Genomic DNA, 5,509 nt, shown 5'->3' with positions numbered 1-5,509 from the left:
GCCCCACAGCAGCAGGCCGACGGCGCCCGCGAAGGCGGGGCCGGAGGCGGCCTCGGCGAGGCCGCGGACCGGCAGCGGCCGGCCGAGCCGCACCTGGCGGTCGAGGATGCGCGCGGCGAGTTCCCGCACGCCGACGAGCTGGCTCGCGCCGCCGGTCAGCACCACGCGCGCGCGCCCTTCCTTGCCGAGGCCCGCGGCGTCGAGTCTCTCGCGCACCAGCTCGAAGGTCTCCTCGAGCCGCGGCTTGATGATGCCCACGACCATGGCACGCGGGATGCGGGCGATGGCGTGCTCCTCCTCCCCCAGCAAAGGGACGGGGATGAATTCGCGGTCGTCGTCCGCGCCGCCATGCACGCTGCCATGCAGCGTCTTGATGCGCTCGGCATGGGCGACGGGGGTGGAGAGCACGGTGGCGAGGTCGTTCGTCACCTGCCCGCCGCCCACCGAGACCTGGGCGGTGTGGACCAAATGGTGCTCGCTGAAGACGGCGATCGACGTGGTGCCGCCGCCCATGTCGATGACCGTCGCGCCGAGTTCGCGCTCGTCGTCCACCAGCGTGGCGAGGCCGGCGGCGAAGGGGGCGGAGACGAGTTCCTCGACCTCGAGGTCGCAGCGCAGCAGCGCGGCGCCGAGGTTGCGCAGGCTCGCCTGCGCCGCGGCCACCATGTGCAGCCGTGCGCCGAGCGTGTCGCAGATCATGCCGCGCGGATCATCGACGCCCGGCGTCGCATCGACGGTGAAGCCGAGCGGGATGGCATGCACCGTCTCCCGCCCTTCCTCCGAGGTGCGGCGGCGGCCTTCGTGCAGGATGGCGCGCAAATCGTGCTCGGTCACCGCGCGGCCGCCGATCGGCCACTGGATGTTGAGCAGTCGCGCGTCGGGCTGGCCGCAGGAGAGGTTGACGATGGCGCCGGGGATGCGCGTATCCGCCATCTCCTCCGCCTGGCCGACGGCGGCGCGGATGGCGCGTTCCGCTTCCTCGAGGTCGACGATCGACCCGCCCTTGACGCCGCGGCCGCGCTGCCAGCCGAAGCCGAGCACGCGCGGGCTGCCGTCGCTCTCGATGCGGGCGATGATGCAGACCGCCTTGGTCGAGCCGATGTCGAGCACGCCGAAGGTGCCGCTGCGCGCATGGCGGCGGCGGCGCGGCGGCTGGCCGGGCTCGAGGGGCGGGGATGTCAGGCGGGCGATCTGGTTCATCCTCGTCTCGCTCGGCTGGCCTGCTGGGGGGTGGGCTGTTCGGCGGGCTCGGCCTGCCGCGTCGGGCGCAGCACGAGCCGATCCGGCAGGCGAAGGTCGATGGCGGCGAGCGGGCGGTCGAGCAGCCGCGCTTCCCGCTGCAGTTCGGCCAGGCGCTGGATGGCCGCGCCTTCCGCGCCTTCGGGCAGCAGCACGTCGGTGCCATTGTGCAGGCGGAGGTTCCAGCGCCGTTCGTGGATGCGGACCATGGCCTGCACCCGTTCATGCACCTCGCGCTCGGCGCGCAGCAGGTCGTAAAGGGCGGCACCCGTCGCATCCGCGCCCGCGCCGACGAGCAGCGGCAACGGGCCGAACTGGTCGAGCCCATCCGCCGCGACGACCTTGCCCTCGCGGTCGATGATCACGAAGCGTCCATTGTGTTGCCAGATGGCGAAGGGGCGGCGTTCCTCGATGCGGATCAGCAGCGTGCCCGGCAGGCGGCGTTCGACATGCGCGCGCTGCACCCAGGCGATGGTCTCGAGCCGCCGGCGCAGAGCGTCGGGTGCGACATCGAGGATCGGGTCGCCGCGGGAGACGCCGAGGGCCGCGCGGATCATGTCGGTCGGCGTGTTGTGCCGACCTTCCAGGATCACGTGCTGCACCGTCAGCCCCAGCCCGTCGCCGAGGCCGGCGAAGCTGTCGGTGACGCCGCGCACGCGCCCGGCCGGGTCGATCGCGCGCACCGCCTGCACGAGCAGGGCGAGGGCGCCGAGCCCCGCGATGCCATAGAGCGCGGGGCGCAGCAGCGAGCGCCGCCGTTTGAGCCAGATGCGCAGGCGGGAAGGCCGCGCCGGGTCCTTGCGCGCCGAGGATGCTGCGAGGCGTTCACGCGCCCCGCCGCGGAGCGGCTCACGCGCCATGGCGGGCTTCCTTCACCATCCAGGCGCAGAGCGCGGGGAAGGGGATGCCGCAATGCGCCGCCTGCTCGGGCAGCAGCGAGGTCGGCGTCAGGCCGGGCTGGGTGTTGACCTCGAGCAGCACGAGCCGGCCGGGTTCCCCGCCCGTGTCGTCGTAGCGGAGATCCGCGCGCGAGGTGCCGCGGCAGCCGAGCGCCTGGTGCGCGCGCAGCGCGATGTCCATCGCCGCCGCATAGGCATCCGCATGGATGCGCGCGGGCAGCACGTGGCGCGACCCGCCGTCGGCGTACTTGCTCTCATAGTCGTAGAAGGCGCCGGCATCGGCGATGATGTCGGTGACGGCGAGCGCGCGGTCGCCCATGACGCCGACCGTGAGTTCCCGGCCCGGGACGAAGGTCTCCGCCATGGCGTGGGCGCCGTAGCGCCAGTCCCGCGCGATCTCGGCGCGGCGGTTGTCGCCTTCCGTCACGATGAACACCCCGACGGAGGACCCCTCGTTCACCGGCTTCACCACATAGGGGCGCGGCAGCGGGTCGGCGGCTTCCAACTCCTCGCGCGTGACGAGGCAGTGTTCGGCGACGGGCAGCCCCGCCTGGCGGAAGACGGCCTTGGCCGCGTCCTTGTCCATGGCGACGGCCGAGGCGCGGAGCCCCGAATGGGTGTAGGGCAGGCCGAGCCAGTCGAGCACGCCCTGGATGCAGCCATCCTCCCCGAAGCGGCCGTGCAGCGCGTTGAACACCACGTCCGGGCGCGGCTCGGTCAGGGCGCGGATCAGCGCGGGGAGGTCCTGCGTCACCTCGATGGGCGTGACGCGGAAGCCGGCTTCGCGGAGGGCCGCGACGACCTGGCGGCCGGAGGAGAGGGAGACCTCGCGCTCGGCCGAGATGCCGCCGAGAAGGACAGCGACGTGCGCGCTCATGCGGGCCTCCCGATACGCTTGATCTCCCATTCGAGGTCGATGCCGGTGGCGGCGCGGACGCGCGCGCGGACGTCCTCGCCCAGCGCCTCGATCTCGGCGGCGGTGGCGCCGCCGGTGTTGATGAGGAAGTTGCAGTGCTTCTCGCTGACCTGCGCGGCACCCATGCGCAGCCCGCGGCAGCCGGCGGCGTCGATCAGTTCCCAGGCCTTCTTCGCGCCGGGCGGGTTCTTGAAGGTGGAGCCGCCGGTACGGGCGCGGACGGGCTGCGTCGCCTCGCGGGCGGCGCGGATCTCGTTCAGGCGGTGCGCGATCGCGGCCTGGTCACCGGGTGTCGCGCGCAGCCGCGCGCGGGTGACGACGGCGCGGAGCGGGAGTTCGGCGCGGCGATAGGCGAAGCGGAGATCGGTGCCGCTGAGGCGGAGGACGCCTTCGCGCGTCGCGACCTCGGCCCAGTCGAGCACGTCCTTGATCTCGGTGCCGTAAGCGCCGGCGTTCATGGCAACTGCGCCGCCGATGGTGCCCGGGATGCCGACGAGGAATTCGAGCCCGCCGAGCGCGTGCGCCGCCGCCGTCTCCGCGACGGTGACGTCGAGCGCGGCCGCGCCCGCGACGATGGCGTCTGCTTCGATCGCGATGTCGCCGAAGCCGCGGGCGAGGCGGATGGTGACGCCGGGAATTCCACCGTCGCGGATCACGAGGTTGGAGGCCGCGCCGATGATGGTGAGCGGTGTCGTGTCGTCGAGCCCGCGCAGGAGGGTGACGATGTCCTCCGCATCCGCAGGCCGGACCAGTGTGTCGGCCGCCCCGCCCACGCGGAACCACGTCGTCGCGGCGAGCGGCGCGTTACGCACCATCCTTCCCCGGATCGACGGAATCCCGGTGTCCAGAGGCCTTCCGGCCTCTGGCGGGGAGGGTATGGGAGGAGCAGGTCCCCTCCCATGTGCGGCCGCCATCATCACTTCATCGCCCCCGCGAGCCGCCCGCGCGCGCGCTGCTGAAGGTCCTGCAGCTGCGCCGGCAGGGCGTGCGCCCACTGGGTGATGTTCCCCGCGCCGAGGCAGACCACGTAGTCGCCCGACTTGGCGATGGCGTTGATCATCTCCGGCAGGCTGTCGGGCCCCGGCAGCGGCACGACGGAGCGGTGCCCGCGCGCGCGCAGCCCCTCGACGAGCGCATCCTTGTCGATGCCCTCGATCGGCTGTTCGCCCGCGGCGTAGACGTCGGCGACGATGACCGTGCCGGCGTCGTTCATGCAGGTGCAGAAATCCTCGAACAGCGTGGCGAGGCGCGAGTAGCGGTGCGGCTGCACCACCGCGATCACGTCGCGCGCGCCGGCCTGGCGGGCTGCCTTGAGCACGGCGGCGATCTCGACCGGGTGGTGGCCGTAGTCGTCGATGACGGAGATGCCGCCCGCTTCGCCCGTGCGGGTGAAGCGGCGCTTCACGCCCTTGAAGCCGGCGAGCGCGGAGCGGATGGTCGCCTCGTCCACGTCCATCTCGACGCCGATCGCGATGGCGGCGAGCGCGTTCTGGACATTGTGCTGGCCGAGCATGGGCAGGCGCAGCGGCTTCATGGTGCGGGCGCGTCCGGTCGCGCGGTCGGTCACCGTGACCTCGAAGGTCGCGCCCATGCGGTCGGTGATGAGTTTTTCCGCCCGCACATCGGCCTGTGGGGAAAAGCCATAGGTGACGATGCGCCGATCCGACAGGCGCGGGATCATCGCCTGAACTTCCGGGTGGTCCATGCAGAGCACGGCGAAGCCGTAGAAGGGGATGTTGCCGACGAACTGGGCGTAGCCCTCCTTCATCGCCTCCTCCGTCCCCCAGTGGTCGAGGTGCTCGGCGTCCATGTTGGTCACGACGGCGACGACGGCGGGCAGCTTCAGGAAGGATCCGTCGCTCTCATCCGCCTCGACCACCATCCAGTCGCCCGAGCCCATGCGGGTGTTGGTGCCGTAGGCGTTGATGATGCCGCCGTTGATCACGGTGGGGTCGAGCTTCGCCGCTTCCAGCACGGCGGCGACGAGGGAGGTGGTGGTGGTCTTGCCATGCGTGCCGCCGATGGCGATGGACCACTTCAGGCGCATCAGCTCGGCCAGCATTTCCGCGCGGCGGACGACGGGGATCAGCCGCGCGCGGGCGGCGACGACCTCCGGGTTGTCGCGCTTGACGGCGGTGGAGACGACGACGACCTGGGCGTCGCCGATATTCGCCGCGTCGTGCCCGACCGCGACGGGGATGCCGCCCGCGCGCAGGCGCTGGACGTTGTAGCCGTCGGCGATGTCGCTGCCCTGCACCTGGTAGCCGAGGGTGTGGAGCACCTCGGCGATGCCGGACATGCCGATGCCGCCGATGCCGACGAAGTGGATGGGGCCGATGTTGAGGGGCAGGGCGCGCATCAGGCGGCTCCCATGGGAAGGCGGCGCGCGCGGGTGAGCACCGCGTCGGCCAGCACGCGCGCGGCCTGCGGGCGCGCGAGGGAGGCGGCGGCGGCG

Annotated in this window: 5 protein-coding genes; all 5 read right to left on the bottom strand. The window is 72.4% G+C overall.

Annotation, left to right across the window (positions count from 1 at the left end):
• A partial coding sequence (gene ftsA, locus HW577_RS19815; RefSeq protein WP_198377856.1) for a cell division protein FtsA occupies positions 1-1,200 on the bottom strand: 1,200 nt, incomplete at its 3' end.
• Positions 1,197-2,099: a cell division protein FtsQ/DivIB gene (locus HW577_RS19810; RefSeq protein ID WP_198377855.1), complete on the bottom strand. Its 903-nt coding sequence runs from the start codon at positions 2,097-2,099 to the stop codon at positions 1,197-1,199. The genes HW577_RS19810 and ftsA, both read right to left, overlap by 4 nt.
• Entirely contained in the window at positions 2,089-3,015 is a 927-nt protein-coding gene (locus HW577_RS19805) for a D-alanine--D-alanine ligase (RefSeq protein WP_198377854.1), read from the bottom strand. Before HW577_RS19805 ends, HW577_RS19810 begins: the two co-directional genes overlap by 11 nt.
• A complete protein-coding gene (gene murB / locus HW577_RS19800; RefSeq protein WP_232475087.1) occupies positions 3,012-3,869 on the bottom strand; it encodes a UDP-N-acetylmuramate dehydrogenase in 858 nt (285 codons plus the stop codon). The genes HW577_RS19805 and murB overlap by 4 nt, the downstream gene beginning before the upstream one ends.
• A gap of 101 nt (positions 3,870-3,970) precedes the next feature.
• A complete protein-coding gene (gene murC / locus HW577_RS19795) occupies positions 3,971-5,413 on the bottom strand; it encodes a UDP-N-acetylmuramate--L-alanine ligase (RefSeq protein ID WP_198377852.1) in 1,443 nt (480 codons plus the stop codon).
• Positions 5,414-5,509 lie beyond the last annotated feature (96 nt).

The sequence above is a fragment of the Neoroseomonas rubea genome, assembly GCF_016106015.1.
In the GTDB taxonomy this organism is placed as follows: domain Bacteria; phylum Pseudomonadota; class Alphaproteobacteria; order Acetobacterales; family Acetobacteraceae; genus Neoroseomonas; species Neoroseomonas rubea.
This window is presented reverse-complemented; position numbering and strand designations above follow the sequence as displayed.